The 24,272-nt window shown below is 33.0% G+C and carries 24 protein-coding genes and 1 pseudogene; 15 read left to right on the forward strand and 10 right to left on the reverse strand.

Annotated features, from left to right (window positions below; genetic code table 11):
* Both MMB69_RS06280 and MMB69_RS06285 read left to right on the forward strand, forming a co-directional pair.
* Positions 1-312, forward strand: a complete 312-nt coding sequence (locus MMB69_RS06280) for a carboxymuconolactone decarboxylase family protein (protein WP_277447378.1) — start codon at positions 1-3, stop codon at positions 310-312.
* Between the two features lie 167 nt (positions 313-479).
* Entirely contained in the window at positions 480-677 is a 198-nt protein-coding gene (locus tag MMB69_RS06285) for a hypothetical protein (RefSeq protein WP_277447379.1), read from the forward strand.
* Positions 678-989: 312 nt separating this feature from the next.
* Here the strand turns inward: MMB69_RS06285 and lepB are convergent, their stop codons facing one another.
* Complete coding sequence (gene lepB, locus MMB69_RS06290; RefSeq protein ID WP_277447380.1) at positions 990-1,544, reverse strand: signal peptidase I; 555 nt, start codon at positions 1,542-1,544, stop codon at positions 990-992.
* Positions 1,545-2,342: 798 nt separating this feature from the next.
* On the opposite strand from lepB, the gene MMB69_RS06295 reads away from it, so the two are divergent.
* Entirely contained in the window at positions 2,343-3,698 is a 1,356-nt protein-coding gene (locus MMB69_RS06295) for a TrkH family potassium uptake protein (RefSeq protein WP_277447381.1), read from the forward strand.
* 130 nt (positions 3,699-3,828) lie between these two features.
* Here MMB69_RS06295 and corA read toward each other — a convergent pair whose 3' ends face one another.
* Positions 3,829-4,788, reverse strand: coding sequence for a magnesium/cobalt transporter CorA (corA, locus tag MMB69_RS06300; protein WP_221786223.1), 960 nt, complete (start codon positions 4,786-4,788; stop codon positions 3,829-3,831).
* A gap of 602 nt (positions 4,789-5,390) precedes the next feature.
* Here corA and MMB69_RS06305 point away from each other — a divergent pair.
* Both MMB69_RS06305 and ftsW read left to right on the forward strand, forming a co-directional pair.
* The gene (locus MMB69_RS06305; protein ID WP_098325100.1) at positions 5,391-5,648 is read left to right on the forward strand and encodes a hypothetical protein; all 258 of its coding nucleotides are present in this window, start codon (positions 5,391-5,393) and stop codon (positions 5,646-5,648) included.
* A gap of 42 nt (positions 5,649-5,690) precedes the next feature.
* Positions 5,691-6,881 carry a putative lipid II flippase FtsW gene (gene ftsW, locus MMB69_RS06310; protein ID WP_221786222.1) on the forward strand — a complete coding sequence of 397 codons (1,191 nt, stop codon included), beginning with the start codon at positions 5,691-5,693 and terminating at the stop codon, positions 6,879-6,881.
* A 658-nt stretch (positions 6,882-7,539) separates the two neighbouring features.
* On the opposite strand, the gene MMB69_RS06315 is transcribed toward ftsW, so the two are convergent.
* The 4 genes from MMB69_RS06315 to MMB69_RS06330 form a co-directional block, all read right to left on the reverse strand.
* Positions 7,540-7,785 carry a hypothetical protein gene (locus tag MMB69_RS06315; protein ID WP_277447382.1) on the reverse strand — a complete coding sequence of 82 codons (246 nt, stop codon included), beginning with the start codon at positions 7,783-7,785 and terminating at the stop codon, positions 7,540-7,542.
* A gap of 214 nt (positions 7,786-7,999) precedes the next feature.
* On the reverse strand, positions 8,000-8,182 hold the full coding sequence (locus tag MMB69_RS06320; RefSeq protein ID WP_277448047.1) for a hypothetical protein: 183 nt from the start codon (positions 8,180-8,182) through the stop codon (positions 8,000-8,002).
* A gap of 86 nt (positions 8,183-8,268) precedes the next feature.
* Complete coding sequence (locus tag MMB69_RS06325) at positions 8,269-8,556, reverse strand: hypothetical protein (RefSeq protein ID WP_277447383.1); 288 nt, start codon at positions 8,554-8,556, stop codon at positions 8,269-8,271.
* 211 nt (positions 8,557-8,767) lie between these two features.
* Positions 8,768-9,676, reverse strand: coding sequence for a hypothetical protein (locus MMB69_RS06330; protein ID WP_277447384.1), 909 nt, complete (start codon positions 9,674-9,676; stop codon positions 8,768-8,770).
* Positions 9,677-9,779: 103 nt separating this feature from the next.
* On the opposite strand from MMB69_RS06330, the pseudogene MMB69_RS06335 reads away from it, so the two are divergent.
* Positions 9,780-10,102, forward strand: a pseudogene (locus MMB69_RS06335) (transposase); the annotation flags it as partial.
* Between the two features lie 182 nt (positions 10,103-10,284).
* Here the strand turns inward: MMB69_RS06335 and brnQ are convergent.
* The 3 genes from brnQ to MMB69_RS06350 all read right to left on the reverse strand — a co-directional run bounded on the left by brnQ (position 10,285) and on the right by MMB69_RS06350 (position 13,826).
* Positions 10,285-11,631 carry a branched-chain amino acid transport system II carrier protein gene (gene brnQ, locus MMB69_RS06340; protein ID WP_221786217.1) on the reverse strand — a complete coding sequence of 449 codons (1,347 nt, stop codon included), beginning with the start codon at positions 11,629-11,631 and terminating at the stop codon, positions 10,285-10,287.
* 283 nt (positions 11,632-11,914) lie between these two features.
* Entirely contained in the window at positions 11,915-12,142 is a 228-nt protein-coding gene (locus tag MMB69_RS06345) for a hypothetical protein (protein ID WP_097813550.1), read from the reverse strand.
* A 49-nt stretch (positions 12,143-12,191) separates the two neighbouring features.
* A complete protein-coding gene (locus tag MMB69_RS06350; RefSeq protein ID WP_221786216.1) occupies positions 12,192-13,826 on the reverse strand; it encodes an APC family permease in 1,635 nt (544 codons plus the stop codon).
* Positions 13,827-14,581: 755 nt separating this feature from the next.
* On the opposite strand from MMB69_RS06350, the gene MMB69_RS06355 reads away from it, so the two are divergent.
* A complete protein-coding gene (locus MMB69_RS06355; protein WP_269871470.1) occupies positions 14,582-14,866 on the forward strand; it encodes an AbrB/MazE/SpoVT family DNA-binding domain-containing protein in 285 nt (94 codons plus the stop codon).
* A gap of 312 nt (positions 14,867-15,178) precedes the next feature.
* Here the strand turns inward: MMB69_RS06355 and MMB69_RS06360 are convergent, their stop codons facing one another.
* Positions 15,179-16,360, reverse strand: coding sequence for a YhgE/Pip domain-containing protein (locus tag MMB69_RS06360; RefSeq protein WP_221786214.1), 1,182 nt, complete (start codon positions 16,358-16,360; stop codon positions 15,179-15,181).
* Positions 16,361-16,549: 189 nt separating this feature from the next.
* Between MMB69_RS06360 and MMB69_RS06365 the strand changes: the two genes are divergently transcribed.
* The 8 genes from MMB69_RS06365 (at position 16,550) to MMB69_RS06400 (ending at position 24,255) form a co-directional block, all read left to right on the forward strand.
* Positions 16,550-17,158 (forward strand): TetR/AcrR family transcriptional regulator, encoded by a 609-nt coding sequence (locus tag MMB69_RS06365; RefSeq protein WP_221786213.1) that lies wholly within the window; start codon positions 16,550-16,552, stop codon positions 17,156-17,158.
* A gap of 784 nt (positions 17,159-17,942) precedes the next feature.
* Positions 17,943-18,275: a carboxymuconolactone decarboxylase family protein gene (locus MMB69_RS06370; protein ID WP_221786212.1), complete on the forward strand. Its 333-nt coding sequence runs from the start codon at positions 17,943-17,945 to the stop codon at positions 18,273-18,275.
* A 48-nt stretch (positions 18,276-18,323) separates the two neighbouring features.
* Positions 18,324-20,093, forward strand: a complete 1,770-nt coding sequence (locus MMB69_RS06375; protein WP_277447385.1) for a fatty acyl-AMP ligase — start codon at positions 18,324-18,326, stop codon at positions 20,091-20,093.
* A gap of 80 nt (positions 20,094-20,173) precedes the next feature.
* Positions 20,174-21,211, forward strand: a complete 1,038-nt coding sequence (locus MMB69_RS06380) for a flavin-containing monooxygenase (protein ID WP_277447386.1) — start codon at positions 20,174-20,176, stop codon at positions 21,209-21,211.
* Positions 21,212-21,244: 33 nt separating this feature from the next.
* The gene (locus tag MMB69_RS06385; protein WP_221786209.1) at positions 21,245-21,511 is read left to right on the forward strand and encodes a phosphopantetheine-binding protein; all 267 of its coding nucleotides are present in this window, start codon (positions 21,245-21,247) and stop codon (positions 21,509-21,511) included.
* Complete coding sequence (locus MMB69_RS06390) at positions 21,508-22,677, forward strand: LuxE/PaaK family acyltransferase (protein WP_277447387.1); 1,170 nt, start codon at positions 21,508-21,510, stop codon at positions 22,675-22,677. Before MMB69_RS06385 ends, MMB69_RS06390 begins: the two co-directional genes overlap by 4 nt.
* A 1-nt stretch (position 22,678) precedes the next feature.
* The gene (locus MMB69_RS06395) at positions 22,679-23,083 is read left to right on the forward strand and encodes an iron-sulfur cluster assembly scaffold protein (RefSeq protein WP_098334625.1); all 405 of its coding nucleotides are present in this window, start codon (positions 22,679-22,681) and stop codon (positions 23,081-23,083) included.
* 2 nt (positions 23,084-23,085) lie between these two features.
* Positions 23,086-24,255, forward strand: a complete 1,170-nt coding sequence (locus tag MMB69_RS06400; RefSeq protein WP_277447388.1) for a cysteine desulfurase family protein — start codon at positions 23,086-23,088, stop codon at positions 24,253-24,255.
* Positions 24,256-24,272: the final 17 nt, after the last annotated feature.

Below are 24,272 nucleotides of genomic sequence, written 5' to 3' on the forward strand. Positions count from 1 at the left end.
ATGAATAGGGGTATTGATTCTAAGCTGTTGAACGAGATGAGAGATCTCGCTCCGGATTTTGTGAAATATGGAGAACATATCTTATTTGGGGAAGTGTGGAGAGACCCAACTTTAACCTCAAAAGAAAGAAGTTTGAGTACACTTTCTGCTTTGATCAGCATCGGAAACACCGAACAAATGCCTTTTCATCTGCAGTTGGCAAAAAAGAATGGCGTCACTGAAAAAGAAATGATCGCATTAATAACCCATATGGCTTTTTACGTGGGGTGGCCAAAGGCATCTGCAGCATTAAATTTAGTAGCAAAGCAATAATAAAAAAATCAAAATTATGTTTAAAAATAAGGTAGGACAGTTAACCAGTAGCGGCATAGAAAGTGGAAAGACTACTTCCGATGATTCTTGGATTTTTGTATTATTTAGGTGTTTATGTTAAGTTATGGACATCCTTCTGTTATGTTAGAAAGGAGTGAATTCATATCTTGAAAATAGCAATTGCTTCAATCATTGCAGGCGTTTTATTTAGTCTTTGTACAAAATTAGTGATGTATACAAGAGGGTCCAAGCTGTTTGTAAAGGCTAATGAAGATACTCATAAACCAATTAACTTTGTTCTTCAGGGGGCTTTATTTACCGTTATTATGTTCATCATGTTTTTAATTGTAAAACCTTTTACATAGGAATAACGTTATAGCTGGAGTGATCAATTATTAATCTTTCATATTTAGGAATAGGTTTTGTAGCTATTTTTCTATCTGCATTTTTGGTAAAGACGTTTGTTGCCAATGATACGCTATCTACTATTTTTTCAATTTTGATTGCTGGTGTAGGAGCAGCAGCTATTTCCCACTTTCGCAGAAAATATAAGGAAAAGTGAATTTAAACAGATGCTGCAGTTAGTGTGGAACTTAAAGCAACAATGCTTCATTTCATGTGACGGACTGGCAAAGAAATAGAAAAAGCTCCCTTTCATAAGGGAGCTTTAGTAGACTTTACTTAATCCATTCAAATTCTTTTAAAGGCCAATAAGTTAATTTGGCTTTTCCTACGATTTTGTCTACGGAGATTGTTCCTACTTTAGGGGATCTGCTATCTAAGCTATACATTCTATTATCTCCCATAACAAATAATTGGCCCTCTGGAACTGTTTTGCTGCCTGTATAATCTTCAAGTTTAAAATCCTCAGTTAATGGGCCTGTTGCTATTTCTTTTTTATATTGGTCTAAATAAGGCTCTTCATATTTTTTACCGTTTACATATAGCGTGTCATTGCGATATTCTATATGATCACCAGGTAAACCAATGACTCTTTTAATATAGTCTTTTTCCTTTGTAGCATGAAAAACGATAATATCAAATCTTTTTATATTATTTACTTTATTTTTACCTACTTCATTAAGAATAATGTGTTCACTATCTTTTAAAGTCGGCATCATCGATTCACCGTCTACTACTATAGGTGTAAATAGGTACTCCCTTACCACAAAAGCCAGAAAACAGGCAATAATAATGGATTTAATCCACGAAAAAATCTCTTTTTGTTTCAATTTAAAACTCCTCTACAACCGTAATACATGTTTAAAAGTATAACACAATATATAGAAATAAACCTTTAATTTAACAATTGAAGGTTTGTTTAGCTGATTTTTTAACAAGATTAATAAACTTCATAGAAGGCCATAGCAGCAGAAATAGTGGGGGTTTTCGAAATAAGAACATAAAAAAGCTATTTCAATCGTATTGGCATCGGAGTGAAATAGCTTTTTCTACTTTACATTCAAGAGTTTGTTAGTTCGTTACGAACATCCTTACATGTGAAGTATATCACAAACTATTTTTGTTGTGAAGATGAAAAACTAAATTTGTATGACAAATTTTATTGGGTTGAGAGATTTTGAATATGTTATTTAACAGGAATCGTACGCAGATGCTATTTTGAAACAGCTGAGCATCTTAATAAAAATGAACATTAATTCTCAACACTTTACAGAAACTTACTTCTTTTATACGTACAAACTTCTTCACCTTTTGTTGCTATACTTTTTACAATCCTCAATCTATTTGAATCACTTAAAGCGTGAAATACTTTAGATAACTGTAAACTTTCAACTGATGGATGATTAGGTATTCTCATATTTCATATTATATCGTATAAGGAAAGTTAATGTCTAGAAAGTAAAATTCAGCTCTTTTTGAGGACACAATGTATAAGGTATACATTTCTAGTTCACATAAAACCTGTACTTGGAAGCTATGGATGCGATAAAAACAATCACCATATTTTCGAATAAATGGGTATGATATATAATAAGCCTTTACTCAAAACATTTTGAAGGGAATGTAATATGATAATTTCTAAGTCACGCAAAAAACATAAAGTGAAGCACCTAGAACCTGCAAGTATCTTGTTCGTAGGTTTTTTAGGATTAATATTATTAGGAACCGGCTTATTAATGATTCCTGCTGCTACAAGCGATAGACATCATTTAAGCTTTATTGATGCTCTCTTTGAAGCCACTTCTGCTGTATGTGTAACAGGACTAGCTGTGGTAGATACCGGTACTACATTTACTTTATTTGGACAGCTCATTCTACTTGTTCTCATTCAAGTTGGTGGTTGGGGATTCATGACTATTGGTATACTGATGTTTATTGTGCTAGGTAAAAAAATTGGATTACAACAAAGATTAATACTTAAGGAATCTCTAAATGCTTTTTCCCTACAGGGCGTTATTGCATTAGTCCAACGTGTTGTTCTAATTACATTGGCTGTGGAAGGTATTGGAGCGCTTATCCTAGCTATTCGTTGGTCTCAAGAAATGAGCTGGGGAAGAGCAATCTATTATGGGATATTCCATTCTATATCGGCTTTTAACAATGCAGGATTTGGTTTGGAATCAGATAATTTAAGTAAATGGGTAGGAGATCCAACCGTAAATATTATGATTACGTTACTCTTTATAATAGGAGGGACTGGATTCTTTGTCATTGCAGATGTTTTTCGAAAACGAAACATAAGGAAGTTTTCTCTTCATACTAAAATTGTATTAGTTTCAACTATCCTCCTAAATGTCGTGAGCACACTCATTATTTTTGCTTTAGAATATCATAACCCTCATACTTTAGGTCAATTGGGCATGGGCGATAAATGGTGGGCAGCTTACTTTCAAGGAGTAGTTCCCCGTACTGCTGGTTTTAATACCTTGGATATTGGGGCACTCACATTACCTTCAAAAGTGTATATGATGGGGCTTATGTTTATTGGAGCAGCCCCAGGCTCAACAGGCGGTGGAATTAAAATAACGACGTTTGTCTTAATATTATTTGCTTTATGGTCAGTATTGACAAATAAAGAAGAGATTAATGTTTTTCGACGCCGAATTCCTAAATCGCTTGTTTATAGAGCTTTTTCTATTGCTACTTCTGGAATTATTTTTGTTTCTATTATTTTCTTTCTACTTACAATCACAGAAAAAGGTGTAGATATGTCTACTCTTTTGTTTGAAACGTTCTCTGCTTCCGGAACAGTTGGATTAAGTGCTAATTTTACAGGCGACTTAAGTCCTACCGGACGAATTCTTATTACGATTATGATGTTTATTGGCAGAGTGGGGCCTCTTACCATTGGTTTTGTGCTTGCAATTCGCTCAAATAAGCAATCTAAAATTCGGTATGCAGAAGAAAAGATTCTTATTGGCTAAAAAATCTCCTTTAAATATATGCTTTGGTCAACATGTTCATAATTGTCGGAAAGCTTAAAAAAGCAGCCCCATTCTTTGGGGCTGCTTTTAATTAACCATTTTTAGAAGATAAGTGAGCATATTGTTGATGTTATTTATTTACATTAAACCAGCCTTTTCGTTTAAACCAAAGAATCATACCAATTGTCATTAAAGCCATAATTCCTAAAACAATATAATATCCGTAATGCCAGTGAAGTTCAGGCATATGATCAAAGTTCATCCCATATAACCCTACGACAAATGTAAGGGGGATGAAAATCGAGGAGATAATCGTTAACGTCATCATAATGGAGTTCATCCGATTAGCATTAATTGAAAGGTAATTGTCTCTCATATCAGATGTCATATCTCGATTGGCTTCCACCATGTTTGTTAATTTTAACAAATGGTCGTAAATATCATTAAAATAGGCTTTCTGCTCTGCAGGTATATGTAAACGTTCAGAATTAATAATGCGATATAGCAGATCACGCATAGGAAGGATAGTTTTTCTGAGTTTTAATAAATCACTTCGGATATCAAAAACATCATCCATCAGTAAAGCAATTGATTTTTTTGCATCTCTGCTTTCAATTTCATTTAATTTATCCTCAATTTCATACACAATTGGGAAGTAATCATCCACTAATTGGTCTAGAACCGCATAAGCAATATAGGACACTCCTTTATTAAATCCACTAGGATGTTGTAAAAGACGTTGTTGTACGGTTTCAATACTGAGTAATGGTTTAAGGTGAAAGGTTACTAAATAATTGTCTCCGATAAATAAGTCTACTTCTTCAACATCTAATTTGTGGCTATTTAAATAATGAAGAACTAAAAAGCTGTACCCCTCATAGTAATCAAGTTTAGGGCGTTGTAATAAGTGAAGACAATCTTCGATAGCTAAAGGGTGAAAGTGGAAAAATGTCTCTAATACTTTTGCTTCCTCTTCAGAAGGAGAGGCAAGATCTACCCAGAACCATTTAATTGAGGAATCAGATAAGTGAGCAAGGGGCACATCTTCTTTGACGTGTAGGTCTTGTGTAATAGCGATTGTTCGAATCATGCTACAACTCCTCCATATGATTAAAAATTATCTAGTGCATAGTATGCTATATAAAATAAACGATTAATCCCATTGCTAACAAGATAATAAAATCTTTCTGATATTTTCTTTTCTTCTCTTTATCCGTATCTTTATTTTCCCCAAAATATTTATCTATAAAAATAATAAAACAAAGGAGGAGGAAACTAAGGATGATATCCAGTATTAAGAAATGAAAGAAATTATCTTTAGTAGTTAAAAACATAGTAATTCTCCTTATTTCTCACTTTGAAGTGTGAGAATACTAAATAAGCCTCTTTTCATATTTAAATTAAGTACAAACAGTACTAAAATCAATTTATCTGTATAATAACGGATAGGAGAAAAAAGAAAGGATTCATTTTTTATTGTTTTCTCTATCCTATTCTCTATGATTAAAACATGCAAAACAACTTATCACATATCAAAACGTTCTATATATTCAAACTCGTTGGAAGAAAGAGGATTATTAATCTTAAATATGGAATTGTCTAAGTATAATATAAGCTAATAAATAAGGTGAGACGGATAGAAAAGAATAAAACGTAACTATATAAGAAAAGACATAGCAGTGGGAGATTTTTATGAAATACGCACAAATTTTTATTGATAACCGAATTCGAAATGCAACGTTAATTGTATTGCTTATTTGTATGAGTATAGCTTGGCTGTTTGATAGCGATTACTGGTACAATATAGCTGTTCTTATGGTTTCAGTATCTTTTATATTGCATGGTGTAAATGATTATATCGTAGGAAAGCACAAAGCGCGAGGAACTGTTATTATATTATTGAGTGTTCTTTTTACTCTATATAATTTACTAAGAATCTTTTTTTTATGATGAAAATAAGAATCTTACACTTGCAAGGAACGAGGAGTTTTTATGTTTAAGAAAATAGTAAAATGTTATGATTACAAATTTATTGTAGCCTTAATTGTTCTAAGTCTCATCGGATTAGTCATGGTTTACAGTGCTAGTATGGTAACGGCTGTTAGTCGTTACGGTGTTGAAGGGGATTATTTTTATCAAAAGCAAAAACTTGCCCTTATAGCAGGCTTCTTCTTTTTCTGTGTTTCTGCTTTTATTCCCTATAAAATTTATCGAGAAAAAAAAGTGTTAAAAATCTTATTAGTAACAGTAATTACGCTTCTTGCTTTGGTCCTTATTTTTGGCCATACCGCCGGGAATGCACAAAGTTGGCTTATACTGGGGCCGATTAGAATACAACCACTAGAATTTACGAAACTAACAATTATTGTATATCTATCGGCTGTTTTTGCAAATAAACAAGAGTATATAAACGATTTAAAGCGTGCTATTATTCCGCCTATCCTTATCGTGTTTTTTATTTGTTTCTTAATTGCTTTACAACCCGATTACGGTGGAATTCTCCTTATTTTAGGAACTGTTGCAGCGATTGTTTTATGTTCAGGGATCTCTAGAAAATCCATGCTAAAGATTGCTCTGTTAGGAGTAGTAGGAATATTTGTTATGCTCATCGTTTTATTAGTAACAGGACAGATGGCCACCGTTTTTTCTCCTGTTCGTTTAGCTCGTTTTACTGGGTTTCTCCATCCATTTGCGAATCAGCAAGGGGATGGGTACCAATTGGTTAACTCCTACCTAGCTATAGGAACTGGTGGACTATCAGGTGAAGGGTTAGGCCAAGGCATTCAAAAGGCTGGTTATCTACCTGAGTCTCATACAGATTTTATTATGGCAGTTATTGCTGAAGAGTTAGGTTTTTGGGGAGTGTTACTTGTATTAGGGTTGCTATTTTTTATTATTTTACAAGGCTTAAAAATTGCTAAAAGATGCAACGATCCTTTTGGTGCCTTATTAGCTATCGGTATTTCCGTTATGATTGGCATTCAAGCATTTGTTAACCTAGGAGCAGTAACGGGACTTCTTCCTATCACAGGTGTAACGTTACCTTTTGTAAGTTATGGTGGTTCTTCTCTTACATTGCTTATGTTTGCTGTAGGAGTACTAGCGAATATATCCATGTTTAATAAATTTGAAAAGAAATACAAACACAAAGTAACAGATCCGAGGGAACTGAAAAGTATCTAATGATTTGTATGAATGACATTTCTATAAAAATTATTGAGCATAAAATAAAATTATAAACAAAAGACACTGGTTAAGAGCCAGTGTCTTTTGTTTATGGAAGGAGGTTGAGTTTGTAGTATTGCTAAAGGAATACAAAGATCTATTAGAAATCCTCTTATGTACGATTCATATACTTTCCTAAAAATCTTTATGTAGAAGATAAAAATTATTCCCTTCGAAAAAATTGCAAGGCGCTATAAACGACCCATAGAAAACAGGCCACCATAACTTGTTTTTCTATGCAAAGAATAATTGTCCATAGGATCACTAAAGTTAAAATAGGAATAGATAACTTTCTTATCATTCACACCCTTCCTTTCTTCATTATTCTTCTATTTATATTCATGAAAACGTAGTGAATTGCCTTTTTTGTGCAAAAAAAAAGACGCCTATTATGGCGCCTATATCCAACGAAATAGTTTGGAAAAGGGGAAAGATGTTAACTCTAAAAATTAACATGATCTTACTTGGTCTTTACTCTTTTTAAAAGAAAAAAACAATTGATATCCAGAGCTCTAGTTAACATAAAACCTGTTATCGGAATATAAAAAAGCTACAGGAGTCTATAGGTTCCCATAGCTTTTTTATATTTATATTACAGTTAGGAATTATAATCTTACTAAAACCAATTACTAATCTTTGCCCACATAAATATCATAAATATGCCAATTCCAATCAGCCATAAAAATACAGACCAAGCACGAAAAGTCGTAAAAACTGGTAAGTTCCAGACTAAGATGTTTCCCATTACTTTAGACAAAGCTTCCCAAAATGGTTCTCTCGAGTCCCCTTTTGTCCATAGATAAATTCCTAATAAAATTAATAAAATTGCAACTGCAAGTAGAATCATTCCTTCTAATCTCACAGACAAACCACCACTTTTTCATATAACTTTCTACACTAAAATTGTTACTTTTAACTATTCTCTATAATAAACTAACCTGACCCAAATAATAGTTTAAATCTTTTCCAATATACTCATGGATACCACATTAAAATTTGGTTTACATAATCCAGATTATCAGAAATCAAATAAGAAGAAGCCTTTCATACTAGAAAGGCTTCTTCTTATTCGATTTCTATTTAATATGATTAGCATATGGATCATATATTCCAGTTAGTAATAGAATACTAATGAATAAAGCAATTGTTCCTGCCATTAACAATGCATTACTGATGATTTTATACTTTTGCTTACGTGAGAACAAACCCCATAAAATAAAAATAACTGCAAGAAATATTAATATAACTCCTAAGCCCATATTCAAAGTCTTCTCGCCTCCTGGAATAAAAAAATACATCTTTATTTTCAATTACTATAATCAGGTTCTAGGTAGTTAGAGAACCCTCAAGGCATTGAGCTTGTAACAAATTCAATTAGCAAAGCACCCATAGCTAATACAATTGTTAATAAGGTAGAACATAATACAATTCTTCTATTAACTATACTTTTCTTATCTTTTAGAGATAGCTTTAAATAAATAAAATATATAACAATCCCCAAAACGGTTGAAACAATCCAAGTAATTAATCCAATCTGTGTAACTAACTTTTCCCAATCAAAAATCCAGAAATATAAAATTAATAAATGTACTAAAATTAAAGGGATTGATAGTATCTTTAAAGTATTTCTCAATATAAAATGCCCTCCATAAATAACTTTAAATAGTGTAGTTAATATGTAAAAATAACAACATTGAACATTTTACCACAAAAAGGTTAATATGTACTTTTGTTACATAAATAATATATACAAATCTAGTTACCATAATGTTCCTTATAGGAAGCGTCAAAAACCCACTTCAGAGTCTCATCTTATTATGAAGTGGGTTTATATAGCGTAACTTTTAAATTTTAGCGTTAGCAGAGTAGAGGTCAACTCCGTTAGGAACATTCTCATAAGCAGAATTAGCATACTCCTGAATTTTTTTTAGAAAAAGTAGAATCTCTGTACCTTCCATTTTGGCATGAGTGAGATGAAAAATATTATCTTTCCCAATAATAAGCTCATCTTCTGATAAATATAAAGGCAAAGTGCGAAATACATACCAGGGATAATAAAGAGAGACGAATGTTTCTCTAAAATAAATTCCATTTTCACCAATAATAATCCCGTCTGTCTTCTTTAAAGGGAACGTACATAAAAAAGCAACAATCTCTTTATTAGCTTGTAAATTAAAATACTTTATTATTTTCTTTTTCAAATCTGAAGGAATATGTTGATCTACTAACAGACCATTATTAGGCTCAAAAGCTTCTTCGTATTTCTCAAATAATGTACTTATATTCATTAAGTCGTTATACGTTACAGAAGAAGATACATTGTGCGGTTTTACAAGTAATTCATACGAATATTCGTTTAAGAAATCTCTTATACTTGTCAAAAGTTCTATAAATAATGAAATTGGATACGTATTTCCTCCACCTATTAAGCATGCTTTTCTATTGTCGAAATGAACTTCGATATTATTTTGGACTGTAATCTGATTTACTTTACCAAATTCAGTCCATTCAATATTGCCTAATTCACCACTTAGATTGTTCCACCTTAACCCCTTATCGGTAAAACATACACCGACTTTCCCTGATCCAAATATCGTACAGTCGAGAAAAGCAATTACTTCCTCCTCACTTGAAATATTAAACCTTTTATTTAACTTGGATAAAACAGAGAGAGGAATTTCTTCAATGAAAAATTTGTCTTGTTGATACCTTGAGCATAAGTCAGTTAAATAATTAAATTTTATATCATGCATCTAAACAGTCCCCGTTCATTTTGATAAATATTTCCAATATCTATTAAAACATAATTTTTAAGGTCAAGTAGACTACAGATAATATACTAAAGGAGCATCTACAATGACCAGAAGAGAACGTCGAACATTTACGGAGGAATTTAAACAACAAATGGTGCAGCTTTATCAGAACGAAAAACCGAGACAAGAGATTATTCGTGAATATGACTTGACTCCTTCATCTTTAGATAAGTGGGTAGAGCAAAGTCAAACATCTGGTTCGTTTAAAGGAAAAGATAACCTGACCGAGGAACAAAAAGAACTGATGGAGCTTCGCAAACGAAATGAACAATTAGAAATGGAGAATGATATTTTAAAGCAAGCCGCGCTGATACTAGGACGAAAGTAAAAGTGATTAAAAATAACCAACACAAATACTCGAACTCATTTGATGATTTAAAAAGTTATCTAATAAACTAGATGCTGAGATTTGCTCTAAGACAAAATGAACCCCGTTCAAGACAGAAGAAACTCGTCAAAAAGGGAGCTTTGCTCAATAAGAACAAAGCTTCCTTTTGATGATTTTCTCCTATTTTCAAATGGATATAACCTTTACATCAGAATATTTATTATTTATTCAGTCTAGATGACCTGTAATTAAGAAGGATTTTTACTTGTACTATGCTAAAACCTATTAATCCCCCAATAATAGCTGGAACAATCCACCCTAGTCCTAATTTATACATAGGGAGAACTCTAATAAAGAAACTATTAATAGATGAAATGTGAATACCACCCGTATTTAATCCATCAAATAGACTAATAATAAATGTCAAAAGTAAGCTCCCTTGATAAACTTCAGTTTTTCCTTTAAATAAAGGATGAAAAAAAGTTAAGAATATCAATACAATAGCTAATGGATAAATAGCTGTTAATAGAGGTATAGAAATAGCAATTAACTGCGTTAACCCGATGTTAGCAACGATTGCACTAAAACCACATAGACTAATAGCAAGTATTTTATAAGGTACCTTTGGAAATAGTTTATAAAAGAATGAAGAACAAGAAGCAACAAGTCCTACACTAGTTGTTAAACAAGCTACAGTAATCATTAATCCTAATAATATTCCACCGTAAGCTCCAAAATAATAATTCGAGACTTTTACCAAAACAGTACCTCCGTTATCTAAGTATCCAAGTTTTTCTACACTTGAAGCACCCATGTAAGAAAGAGCCGTATAAATGGTTATTAGGATAATCGCAGCAATTCCTGTTGCTTTTGCACAAATAGTCATAATGTGTTTTTTTGTTTTTGCGCCTTTTTCTTTAATAGCATTAATAATAATAATTCCAAAAACAAAAGCTGCAAGAGCATCCATTGTTAAATAACCTTCCTGAAATCCCTTGAAAAATGAGTGAATTTTATAGTTCTTCGTAGGTGCCTGAAAATCCCCAATCGGATGAATAAAAGCCATCATTACAAGCATTCCAATAAATATTAACTTAATAGGCGTTAGGAATTTTCCGATAATATTGATAGTTTTAACGGGATTTAGTGAGAAAAAGCATGTGATGCTAAAAAAGATTATGGTGAAAATAAATAAAGGTATGTGGCCTAGATCTTCCGCCAAGAAAGGTCTGACGCCTATCTCAAAAGAAACGGTTCCTGCTCTTGGTATGGAAAATAAAGGACCAATCGCTAAATAAAGTACGGTTGTAAACACAAGAGCAAACACAGGGTGTACGCGACTCGCTAGTGACTGGACATCATCTTTTCCCGAAAAACCAAATGCTAACACACCAAGTAACGGTAAACCAACTCCGGTTACTAAAAATCCGGCATTAGCTGACCAAATATTTATTCCTGCTGATTGACCAAGCATTGGTGGGAAAATTAAATTTCCTGCCCCGAAGAATAGAGCAAATAACATTAAACCAATAACTACTATAAATGAAAATGGTACTTTATCCGACATATAAAACCTCCATAAAATAACAACTTTCACTATTGTTATATAAATGAAACAAGAGGCCGAAAGAATGTACAGTGTTTTTTAGAAAACTTTTCGGCCTTTTCATGTTTTGACTTCTCGCGGCATTACGATAGATAGGAATTCGACTCTTCCTATAGCCCTCGAACATATGAGAAAAGAGAAAAAGATGCCCTAGGCATCTAATAAGACAAGTAAAATATCTCAATAACATCGTCAAAAGAAGCTTTTGCTGTTGTAAGCAAATTCCCTTTTGGAAGAGTTTCTTCTATTCTAAATTATGTTCATGAGATGGGATGGACTTAAATCTTAAAATCTTTACATTTTGAATGAACACTCTTTCTTTTGTAGATATATCCAATTTAGCTAACCTTACAATTTCATCTGGATCATTAATGGATTGCATGACTATGGAATTATTAATTATTTTATTATTTTTTAATATAGAATAGTCTACCGTAAAGGTTTTTAACTTTCCTACCTTATTTTTCAACATAACAACTATCTCCACATACTTATAAAATACTTGTACTAGAAACCAATTTTTATACAGCTTTTTCTTTATCTAATTGAGATTTTATTGTTCTCTCCCTTAATCTCATTTCTTCATTTACTTTGGTGGCTTCCTTGAGGTATTCTGTTTTAAATCCACTCTTTACAGCCCAAACATAAAAAACAAGAGACAAACATGTAATGATAAGCATGTCCCAACCGTATCGAATAACATTTATTCCACCAAACTTTTCACTTCCTAAATATGAAATAACCATCATACATAATAAGTAAGTAACCATCCAAAGTCCAGCTAGGAAGTTCTTCTGGAACCCCTTCCATTTCAACTTTGCTTGATAATAAAAGTAAATAGGAAGACCCATCATAATAATGAATAACACCTGTCCTGTAAGTGGCCACCTCGCCCAATAAAGAGTTAATGACGCAAATATAAAACCTAATGGCGCAATAATACTTAATCCCTTTAGATGTAATGGTCTGTACAATTCTTTCCCCGTTCTTCTTAACGTCATGGCTGTAACAGGCCCGGTAATATAAGAGATTAATGTCGCAACTGAAATAATTTCAGCTAATACACCCCAACCTCTGAATAGAAATAAGAAAATGAATGATACGGCTAAATTGAAAAACATTGCTTGACGTGGCACACCATAAATAGGGTGCAATTTCCCTAAAACACCAGGTAAATATTTATTTTTTTCCATACCGTATATCATACGAGATGTGGTAGCAGTATAGGTTATTCCCGTTCCAGAAGGTGAAACAAATGCATCAGCGTACAATACAATAACAAGCCAGTTAATACTTAAAGCAATAGCCAAATCAGCAAATGGAGAGTTGAAATTAAGGTGACTCCATCCATGAACAACCATAGAAGGGTCAACTGCTCCAATAAACGCAACCTGTAATAAGATATAAATAACGGTAGCAATTAGAATCGATCCTACTACAGCTAATGGAATAGAACGCCCAGGATTCTTTGCTTCTCCAGCCATATTAATAGGGCTTTGAAAACCATTAAATGCAAATACAATACCGGACGTTGCTACCGCCGTTAGTACGCTTGCCCAACCATTTGGCGCGATGCCTTCTCCAGACGTAAAATTTCCACTATGAAAACCGGCAAATAAAAGTGATCCAATTGTTAAGCCAGGAATCACTATCTTAAAGATTGTGATGAGTGAATTTGCTTTGGAAAAGAGACTTACTGTCCAATAATTTAGTAAGAAATAAATAAGTAATAAAACAGAAGCAATGCCTAATCCAGGTAAAGTAAGCGTGCCATTTTTCACTAAACTACTTGTCCACTTTGCCCATTCCCAGGGCCAAGAACTCATGTATTGTACAGAGGCAACAGCTTCAACTGGGATAACAGATACAATAGCAATCCAGTTTGCCCAAGCAGCAATAAATCCAAGAAATGATCCATGAGAATATTGTGTATATTTAACCATACCTCCTGCTTCTGGAAACATAGATCCAAGCTCACTGTAAGAAAGTCCAATAAATAAAATAACAATCATACCGATAATCCAGGAAATAATAGCAGCAGGTCCAGCAATTTGAGCTGCTCTCCATGCCCCGAATAACCAACCTGAACCAATGATTGAACCTAGTCCAACCATTGTTAAAGAAAAAGTTCCCATCCTACGATGTAAATGATTCATTTTTTAACCTCTCTCATATAAGTTGTAGTAATTATAGAAAGACTATTACATCCTCCAAAATCCCTTTCTTTGTAAGGGAAGGATTATAGTAGATATCGTAGTCTGCTTAGCTTCAAAAGGAGTGGATACATCAGCGTAATTCGAAGAGATAGTGATACTCCTTTAAGTCATTAATAAGGATACAATGAGAGCAACTTTTTTTCTGTAGTTAGTTTATAAATATCTTCACTCCATTGAAGTGGAACTAAGAAAAGATAAACTAGTATTAAACGCTTTCATTTTTCTCCAGCGACATCGTATCTTTAATTTATACTAGGAACTATATAATCATACAGAAAACGACAAAAATTAAAAATTTTCTAAATTATTTTTTTTGTGAATGATTCGATAAGAAAGAAGTGCGTATTATCCATTATTTAGATATAGATACATTTAATGTTATCATATATGGATTTAAATATTTTTTTACATATAAATAATTTAATGGATATTATTGGTTTTCTTATGTAGATTTTTGTTTAATTCTGTAGTTTGTATCATAAAATGAGGGTTAATAAATCTTTGTTATTAGTTTAAATTCATATATTAATTTTATTAAAAGAAAAAGATAATGAGGTGAAAAGGTAATATAATACATTTTCGAGATTGGAATTACTCCAGTAAAAAATTCTCTTGTGGAGATAATTTGTCACCAAAATACAATTAATTAATAACCATTATTAAATTGAAAGATAATTTAAATTAGGAGTGAGGAAATGAAGAAAATAGGGCTGATTAAGGGTCTAGGCAAATTTGGACGTATCACATTCCCTAGTGAACTACGACGATCCTTAGGGATAAAAGGCAGTGAGAGTCATGTGGAAATGTCTATAGAAAATGAAGCAATAATTATCGAAAAATGTGGTGAAAGTAAACCCTGTGCTATAACTGGTAAGGTAAGTGATAAAAATAAAGTGTATCTAGGTAATATCGTGCTAAGCTCAGAAGGAGAAAAAATTTTATTACAACAATTAATTGATATGAAAAAACAGATTGAATGACCATTCTTTCATTTTCACCTTCTAGGAGCTACATTCCTTTCAAAATATTTGGGTCGGCTCTTACGTTGCAATGCGACTTACTACTGTATTATATATATTCACACATTAATATGCTAAGGCTTCATACGTAGACTTATATAAAAGTGGTTATGAAAAACCAACACCAACTTCTGAAGTTTAAGATCAAGTATAGGCTTATAGCTTACATGTAATTAAAGATATCAAAAGATTAATTAAAACAAATAGGACCTTGAGAGGAGTAAGTTATATATCTTGCTCTTCTCAAGGTCTTTTTTTATTAATAAATAAAAATTACTTTTCTACAGCTACCATTGGTTTTTCTTTACTTGTTGTTTTGAGTATAGAAAGTGACATGATTATAAATGAAGCCACACCTATCATTCCTAGAACAAATAAATAGCTTTCGATAGCATGCCCTTCAAAGTAGAAGATGTTACGTAGACCTTCTACACTATATTTAAAGGGAACCCATGAATAAAACCAATCTTGAGTTACTGTAGGTAGAAACTCTGGAGGTAAATTTAATACCGGAATTGAGAAGAGAAAAAGTAAGATAAATAGTGGAACCCCTACTAATCCTAACCAATTTAAAATAGCGTTTTGAAGTAAATAAAACATAAATGCAGTAAAAAGTAAAAATAAGAATGTTGCCTGGAAGTCAGATATCTTAACGTTTAATACATTATCAGTAAATAAAAGGACTGTAGAAGCAATGGCTGTTGCAAATAGTAGTCCTGCAACTAATTGAGCTAAAACAGATCGGGTACTTATACGGCCATTTGTAACCTTCTTCATAATAACAAAATGAATAACAGAACTAATAATGACCGCGATCCATATTATCTGTGTAAATAAAACAGGAGCATTCCCATTGGCTGTGTGATCTCCAACTTCGTTAATGGTTTCATTCTTCACAAGTAAAGGGCTGCTCAAAAGTTTTGCTTGCGAAGGAGTAATAGTAGCTTTTTTAGCTTCTAACTGGGTAAAAATTGTATCCTGAATTTGACCATTTATTTTAGAAAGCGATTGATCGATAACCTGTTTTGTTGTATTAGCAGCCGTGTAATGCATTCCTTGATTAATAATTACCTCTACCTCTGGCTTTTGTGGTGAAGGGGATTGAAGTGACATAATTTGTTGAGACATGCTCTCTGGAATGACAATAGTCGCATAGTATTTCTTTTCATTCATTGCACTGATAGCGTCTTCTCTTGTGTCAATCACTGACCACTTAAAGGGAATATCTTTATTATCTAGTAACGCTTCTCTATATTCCTCACCAGCATTTAGTTTTGTCTTATTAGGCAGTTCAGCACCTTTATCATTTACCACCAATGCAACAGGCAAGTCCTTCGGAGTGGGATTAACAATTGATCCTATGAAAGCAATACTGAAAATCATAACGACAATGATAATTCCTAGTAAGCTCCCCCAAAATCTTTTTTGTGAAAAAAAACTCTTAAATACGCACACGTAATCTCCCTCCTGAACATCATGTTTTCATCGACAGAGCGTTGCATAAGAAACGCCCTGTTATATACAATGTAATTATATTCCTTATTCTCACATACTCAATAATCAATATTGCGCTATTTGTTATATATACAACACATGAGTCCTGAGTGTTAATTAAAAATGAAATCATAGACAGGTGATGAAAAAATGTTAAAGAAAACAGACTTGCGTGTTATTCGAACACGAAAAATGATTAAAGAATCGTTTATTGATTTAATTCAAGAGAAAGGCTATGAATCTATTACCATTAGGGATATTGCAGACAATGCATTAATTAACAGGGCTACCTTTTATCTTCACTATGTAGATAAGCAAGATTTGGTGGATAAATTAATTGACGAAGTTTTTGAGGAACTAACAGATATTATTAACCCTTGTATATACATTCAAAAGAAAAGGGTGAAAATATCACAGTTTCAATCAATGATTGAAGCTATATTCACAAATATTTTCCACCATGCTACTTTTTATCAAATTATGTTGAGTGAAAAAGGGGTACATGGATTTAATGGCAAAATGAAAGGGGTTATCCTAGAGAAATTCAGAAAAGAATTCGCCACAATAAATTTACAAGAACAAAAATTTTCAACTCCTCCAGAATTATTAATACATTTCATTTCTTCAGCATTGATTGGTACTGTAGAATGGTGGATTAATAATGATTTAGTCTACTCTCCTAAACATATGGCAGTGCAGTTAGTTAGCTTAATTACAATTGGTCCATTACAGTCCTCAGGTTTTGAAATTGAAGCATAAGATAAAATTTAACTTGTAAAGAGTTCCAAACTTACTTCAATAAGCAATTTTAAAAACAGTAGCATCACCTAGGCTTTTATAAAAAATGGGATTATATCTAGGATAACTTCTAGAAGAGATCTTGAATGCAGATAGATATAATCCCTCACACTATCATTCTCAGCTTTTACCTTCATTTCCAAATATAAATTTCATTTTTTAAAAAATTTTTTTGTAACACTCTTTTTTGGTGAAAATGGTAGCGTTATCATATGTTTTAACATTCAAAAAAGCATTTGAGTGTTATAGAGACATATTATACATAGTGAATTTCTCACTTTTAAATAAAGATTCATCTGCTCTAAAAAAACATCTAAACTTTCTTATATCTTATAGTCCACTTATTTTTTAAAAACTTCCCAAAAATACCTCCTGAAATAAGTCTTGCTTTGACTTTATTAATATAATTTTAAGTATAATATTGTACTTATCCTAGTGAATAAATAGCCTTTATTTTACCTCCTAAAAGTCTTGTAAAATAGTTATTAAATTATTCTTAAATTTCGAATAAAGTAATTGACAACCCAAAATATTGTTTGTAGAATCCATTTGTAGCTGATTTTTTTACAAATAGAGGTAATTATAGGTTAATTTTCTTCTATTTAGAATTAGTAAAATTTTACCATTTAGAAAAAGGGGTGGGAAAGTCGTCCGTCGATTAAATAAGTTTTTATTATTTTAAAGTAGTTTGTTTTATTCTTCATGATAGTTACTTATATTTAAATAATGAGGGGAGAAATAAAAGATGTCAGACGATACTTTATATAAAAAATCATATTTAAATAGATTAGGTGAATTAAAGGAAAGGTCGCCAAAGGTTGCAGCAAAATTTATGCAGTTTGAACATGAAGTCTTTAATATGGGTACGATTCCTCCTAAAACAAAAGAGTTGATTGCTATTGCCGTGGCTCATACAACAGGATGTCCATATTGCATTGAAGCTCATGTAGCTAAGTATAAAAAACTAGGTGGAACTATGGATGAGATTTTAGAAGCAGTGACTGTAGCAGCTGCACTTAAAGCTGGTGCTGCAATTAGTCATAGCGTAAATGCCATCAATGCCTTTGAAAGAGAGTAGAATTTGTGATTTTGTGATTTTAGAACACTAAAAAGAGGTGTAGACCGCATGGGAAAGTTGATAGACAATCCTACTATTCCAAAAAGTAATTATTCTTCAATGATAGACTTGTTATCACATAAAGTGATGATACATCCTGAAAAAGTAGTCTACACATTTTTATCTAATGATAACCAAGATGAAACTAATATTACCTATCAAGAACTTCATATGTATGCTAAGCAAATCGCTGCTTACCTACAACATTTAGGTTTAGAAGGACAACGAGCTCTTTTAATGTATCCATCGGGGATAGACTATGTTAAAGCCTTTCTAGGATGTATCTATGCGAATGTAATACCCGTACCCGTGTACCCTCCGGGGTTAAGTCGAAATATGGAACGTTTAAAAGCAATTATGGATGATTCAGCTACTAATATCATCTTGACAACTACTCAACTGCATTCAAAAATAAGTTTTCATTTCTCAGATGAACTATCAAATATGAATCTAAAGTGGATTCCGATTGACGATATATCTCATGATTATCGGGATCAGTGGTCACAACCAAAGGTAGATAAAGAATCTTTAGCTTTTTTACAATATACTTCAGGATCTACATCTTCTCCTAAAGGAGTGATGGTCACTCACGGTAATATTTTGCACAATGAAGCCATGATTAAAGCAGCTTGTCAGCATAACGAGGATACAGTCATGCTCGGTTGGCTACCAATGTATCATGATATGGGGTTAATAGGTAACATTCTACAACCACTATATCTTGGGGCTAAATGTGTATTTATGTCGCCAATGGATTTTTTACAAAAACCTTTTCGATGGCTAAGTGCTATTTCAAAGTACAAAGCAACTATTAGTGGTGGACCCAATTTTGCTTATGACTTATGTCTAAAAAAGATTACAGATGAACAAAAGGTGCAGCTTGATTTGAGTAGTTGGGAAGTTGCTTTTAATGGGGCTGAACCCGTGCGGTATGAAACTATTCAAAAGTTTGCCCAGGCTTTTAAAGATTGTAATTTTAAACTAAATCAATTTTTTCCGTGCTACGGTATGGCTGAGGCAACTTTATTTATAACAGGTAATGAAAAATTAACAAAACCTGTCTCCAAAGGCTTTTGCAAAGAAAATCTTTTAGAAAATAAAGCTATAGAGAGACCTATAAATTCTGAAAATTCAGTTAAATTAGTTGGTTGTGGTATGACTTGGCTTGATCAGAAAGTAGAAATTGTTAATACTGATTCCTTGTCCAAGTGTGCATCAAATGAAATAGGTGAAATTTGGGTTAAAGGAGACAGTATAGCAAAAGGATATTTTGGACGGAAACAAGAAACAAATTATGCGTTTAATAATACAGTAAAAGACACAAATGAAAATGGCTTTTTACGAACTGGGGATTTAGGATTTTTTCATGAAGGCCAACTTTTTGTAACAGGTAGACTAAAAGATGTCATTGTATTAAGAGGGAAAAACCATTACCCACAAGATATTGAATTAACTGTGGAAAAAGCAGATCAAACTATTATTTCAGGAGCCAGTGCTGCGTTCTCTGTTGATATTAATGGGGAAGAAAAGTTGATTATAGTTGCCGAAATTGAACGTAAATATAGGCCTAGACCACACAATGAAAGAGAATTAAAAGGTTATTTAGACAGTGTTTTAAGGAACATCCGTCAACAAGTAATGGAGGAACATGAAGTTCAACCATACACTATTTCCCTTTTAAAGACTAGCAGTATACCAAAAACATCTAGTGGGAAAATCCAAAGAAGTGCTTGTAAAAACGCGTATTTAAATAATGGTTTAGAGGTTTGGCATAATTAAATTCGTTCTTTTCCCTCTTTTCTAATAAACTCATCCTACTATGCATAATGTACTTACTATTGTTGAAGGAGGGATGTTAAATGGGAAATTCATATAACACAATTGTAATTGGTGCTGGGCAAGCAGGACTAGCTATTGGCTATTATTTAAAACAAAAATCTCTTTCATTTTTAATTATAGATTCTAATAGTAGAGTTGGGGACTCTTGGCGTCATCGTTACGATTCTTTAACCTTGTTTACACCTAGATCTCATAGTGCTCTACCGGGAATGAACGTAGAAGGGCCACCACATGGTTACCCTAACAAAGATGAGATTGCGGATTATTTAGAAAACTACAGTCGTTATTATGATTTTCCAGTCCAACTGAATACATCGGTTATTAATCTATTTAAAGAAAATAAGAAGTTTCACCTCGTTACCAGTAAAGGAAATTACGTAGCGAAAAATATAGTAGTTGCGACTGGTCCCTTTCAAAAACCCTTTGTACCAGATATTGAGAAAGATGTCTCAAAAGACATTTTTCAGATTCATGCAGCCCATTATAAAAATCCAACTCAATTAAAGGAAGGAACGACTTTAGTGGTGGGTGCTGGTAATTCAGGGGTACAAATTGCAACGGAGTTAGCTGAAAACAGAGAAGTTTATCTATCTGTAGGTAAACGAATGAAATTCCTACCCTATACATTACTGAACAGGAGTATTTTTTGGTGGTTCCAAGTGCTTGGAGTATCAAAAGCAACTATCCATTCAAAATTAGGGCAGTTTATGAAAAAAAATGATCCAATTATAGGGAAAGAGTTAAAACCACTGCTAAGTAGAGGAGCTGTTAAACAGGTTTCAAAAGTTTCAAAGGCAGACGGTAAGAGTTTAATTTGTCAAAATGGCGAGAAGGTCCAACCAGAGAATATCGTCTGGGCCACTGGTTACCACAATGATTATGAATGGATTGAAGTCCCTAATATAATTGATAAAAATAATAATGTGAATCATGATCGAGGCATAACAAGAGAAAAGGGTCTTTACTTTCTAGGGTTATCATGGCAATACCGACGAGGTTCCGCCTTATTATTAGGGGTTGGGGAAGACGCCAAGTTCTTGGCAAATCATATAACTTAATTGATATGAAAAGTTTTAGTGGGGGTCCTAACTATGGAAAACGATAAGATTTTTATGATGATAAGAGAGTCTATTTTAGTTTTTTCACCTTTAAAAGAAACGGATATTAAAATGGATAGCAATTTGTCCGGAGATTTATCGCTAGATTCAACTGATCGTTTAGAACTTGTTTTAGATTTAGAACAAAAGTTAGATATTAGCATTCCAACTGAGGACTATGGCTGGTGTAAAACGATTGAGGACGTTGTCTTGTTAGTAAAACAAATACAAGCTCAGAAGACTAGGGAGGCTATTAAATGAACTTATCTACTCAGTTAAAAGAACTAGGATTATCCCCATTAAATACGTTAGTCGGCAGTGCTCATAACCTTTATAAAATGCCTTTTGATACAGTAAATGAATATAAAGGCAGCGTTATCGCAGATAACTTTAACTATCATTATGAAAACAACGAATTTTATCGTGATTTATGTAAGAAGAAAGACGTCAGCCCTCAGGATATAAGGGGTTTTAATGATTTAGCAAAAATCCCTTTAATTCCAGTTCAAACATTTAAACAATGCGATTCTCATCTTCTTATGACATCGAAATTAAACGAAGTTGAATTCGAAATGAGAAGTACAGGGACAAGTGGTATTCCTAGTGTATCTCGTCGTGACCGTTTAACAATGGATAGTGCATTTGATAGTGTTGTAACCACTTATAGAGAGTTCTTTAAGTTCTCCCGAGGGATGGGATTATTCCTTTTCCCACCAACTGAAGAAATGCCTGAAATGGGAATGGTAAAAGCACTGAACGTTTTTGCTGGTTTATTAGATGGTAGCGTTAATTTAGTGAAAAAGATAACATTCAACCCTGAAAAGGCTGTAGAAGTCTTACAGAGTTGGGATGGAAAGCACACTAGACACATAGTAGGTCCTCCATTTTTAGTATATAGATTAATTAAATATTGTATGGATCGCAATATTAAACTTAATTTAGAAAAAAACAGCTTTATTATTACGCTTGGAGGATGGAAAAGGTTCACTGGTGAAGAAATTCCACGAGCAGAATTTAATGAGCTATGTCATGAATACTTGGGTCTTCAACCGTACAATGTCAGGGATATGTATGGATTAGTAGAAGCTAATATGCTTGCAGTAGAATGCCATAAACAAGAAAAACATATTCCACCATGGGTTCACGTTTCTATGCGTAATCCACACAATGTCTTAGAAGAAGTTGAATATGGGGAAAGAGGTGTTATTGCTATTTATGACCCAACTTCTATTTCTTATCCAGGCTTCATTCTGACAGAAGATGTTGGCTATTTAAGAAAAGATACATCTTGTGAATGTGGTCGTAATGGACAGACGTTAGTATATATTTCAAGGATGCCAGGCGTAGAAGTAGGTTGTTGTGCAATTAACCTTGAAAAGTTTATCGAAGAAAAAGAAAAAGGCATGGCTGTCAAAGGAGGAATTTAAAATGTTCAATGATATAATCTGTGACCATTTTATGAATCCTAGGAATATTGGTGAACTTACAGATGCGGACTATGTGATCGAAATCAGTAATCCTATTTGTGGTGATACAGTACACATGTATTTAAGGTTAAACCAAGAGGTTATTTCCGATGTAGCTTATAGAGCTTATGGATGCTCTACGTCTATTGCTACAGCAAGTATTGTTTCAGAAAAAATAGTTAGTATGTCTAAAGCTGAAATTTCGTCTATTATACGCGATGATGTTGTTGAATGGTTAGGTGAGTTAGAACCTTCACAGCTTCATTGTGTTGATATCGCTTTAAATATTCTAAATCAGTGCGCAAATCCAACAAAAAAGAAATTTGAACAGAAAGAATTTCTGGTTGAAGGGGAAGGTGCATTTTAACAATGCATACACCTATTTATTTTGACTATAATGCCACTACTCCTATTGATCCAAGAGTACTAGAAGGTATGTTACCGTATCTTCAAAATCATTTTGGAAATCCGTCGAGTACTTATTCTATAGGGTATCGCGCTAAAGAGGCCATTGAAATAGCACGTAAAGATATAGCTAATCTTATTGGTGTTGAGGATAGTAATATATTTTTTACAAGTGGTGGATCTGAGGCAAATTCCACTATATTAAAGGGCATAGCAGCTAAAAATTCAAAGAGGAAACATATTGTTACAAGTGCAATTGAACATCCAGCTATCTTAAAAACTTGTGATTACTTAAGAAAGCATCATGGATTTCAAATTACCACAATACCTGTCAATTCGGCTGGTATTGTGGATCTTAATGATATCGAAAGAGCTATAACTAGCAAAACCGTTCTTGTTACAGTCATGATGGTAAATAATGAAATTGGGTCTATACAGCCTATAAAAGAAATAGGTAACCTGTGTAAAAAGCACAATATTCATTTCCATTGCGATGCAGTGCAGGCAGTTGGGAAAATAACAGTTAATTTAAAGGAACTTCCAGTTGATAGTTTATCCATGTCAGCACATAAAATTTATGGACCTAAGGGAGTAGGGTGTTTATATTTACGTGAAGATGTGAATATTCCTCCTCTTATCCTTGGGGGATCTCAAGAATTTGGTATGCGTTCTGGAACAGAAAATGTAGCAGGTATTGTCGGTTTTGGGATTGCTGCAAAAATAGTTCAAGAAGATCTATACTTTAATATTACAAAGATAGAGTATCTACGTGACTTATTCTTAACTAATCTCCAAGCAGAAATTGAGGATTGTTTAATAAACGGAGACATACATGCTAATGTTCCCTCCACGATAAACATTCAATTTTCTGGGATTAGAGGGGAATCCTTAGCCAGTATGTTAAATGAATTGGGAATTTGTGTATCTATTGCTTCCGCATGTAGCTCTACTTCATCAAAACTTTCACATGTATTAAAAGCAATTGGAAAGACAGATGACGAGATTAGAAGCTCAATTCGTATAAGTATAGGAGCACTAACCACTGAAGATGAAATAAATCAGCTAGTTAGATATTTAAAGCATTCTGTTGTGAGATTACGTTCTTTCTCACCTAAATATCAAATACCTGTATAGGAATATTAAAGTAAAAA

Origin of the sequence: Priestia sp. P5 (genome assembly GCF_029522155.1) — a bacterium.
Classification (GTDB): Bacteria; Bacillota; Bacilli; order Bacillales; family Bacillaceae_H; genus Priestia; species Priestia megaterium_E.